2 protein-coding genes are annotated in these 1,270 nt (G+C 63.9%); both read left to right on the forward strand.

The window, feature by feature from the left end; translation table 11 throughout:
* Positions 1–124: 124 nt before the first annotated feature.
* Positions 125–769 carry a DsbA family oxidoreductase gene (locus V6766_RS25455; protein ID WP_448471027.1) on the forward strand — a complete coding sequence of 215 codons (645 nt, stop codon included), beginning with the start codon at positions 125–127 and terminating at the stop codon, positions 767–769.
* A partial coding sequence (locus V6766_RS25460; protein ID WP_448471028.1) for a 50S ribosomal protein L11 methyltransferase occupies positions 756–1,270 on the forward strand: 515 nt, incomplete at its 3' end. The genes V6766_RS25455 and V6766_RS25460, both read left to right, overlap by 14 nt.

Below are 1,270 nucleotides of genomic sequence, written 5' to 3' on the forward strand. Positions count from 1 at the left end.
GAGCATCCAGGCGACACGGAAAGCGCTGCCTGGACCCTCGGGTCAAGCCCGAGGGTGACACTGAGAGGACTTGAAAAAGGGGAAGCCGTGCCCCGCTCTACCGCACTCTAAAGAAAGGAACGGCATGTCTACCGTCACAGTCGATGCCATTATCGATGTCGTCTGCCCGTGGTGCTATCTCGGCAAGGCACGTCTCGACAAGGCGATCAAATCGCTGCCGGAGAACGTCGAGGTCGCGGTCCAGTGGCGTCCGTTCGAGCTTGATCCGACCGTGCCGCCGGAAGGCGTGGACAATCAGGCCATGCTTGCCGAAAAGCTCGGCAGCGCCGAGCGGCGCGACGAGATGCATGCGCAGATAACGGCGCTCGGCAAGGAACTCGGCATCACCTTCAACTTCGACCGCATTCTTGTGCGCCCCAATACGCTGGACGCCCATCGCCTACTGCTCTGGGCCCATACCGAGAGCATCGCCATGCAGAACGCGGTGGTCGACCGGCTTTACCGCGCCAATTTCGAGGAAGGCCGCAATATCGGCGACCACAAGGTGCTGGCCGATATCGCAGCCGAAGCCGGCATGGATCGCGAGATGGTGGTCAAGCTGCTTGAAAGCGACGCCGACAAGGAGATGGTGCGCGGCGAGATCGCCAATGCCCAGGAAATGGGAGTCAGCGGCGTGCCGTTCTTCGTGTTCAACGGCAAATATGCCGTCAGCGGCGCGCAGCCCGTCGAGGTGATGCAGCAGGCGCTGACCCAGCTTGCCGCCGCCTGACCTGTCCTTGCGCGCCTTTCGGGAGATCATTGAGGCCCGGCTGCCGGCAACCTCGGTTCCGGGCCTTTCCTCGCTCAGGCTTCGCCTCGCAAACGAGAGAAGCGGCATCGGGCGTCTGCTTGCCGAAATGGGCAGCGGGTTATCGCCGTACTGGGCGCATGTCTGGGCCGGCGGGCTGGCGCTCGCCCGCCATATCGAAGCGGAGCCGGATATCGTCCGTGGCCTGACCGTGATCGACTACGGAACCGGCTCCGGGCTCGTCGCGATCGCCGCGGCGAAAGCCGGAGCGGGCGCGGTGATCGCCTGCGATATCGATCCGCTCGCGCTGGAGGCCGCCGAAATCAATGCCGAGCTGAATGGCGTGGCGATCGCCACGCGCCTTATCGAGCGGAACCGCGACGGCGCTGTTCTCCCCGAAAACCTCAAGGCGATCGCATACAGCTCTTCCGCACAGCCCCCCAATCTTCTCGCCCCGGAGGGGAGAGATGTCGCGAAAGCGAC

It is taken from the genome of Martelella sp. AMO21009 (genome assembly GCF_053484295.1).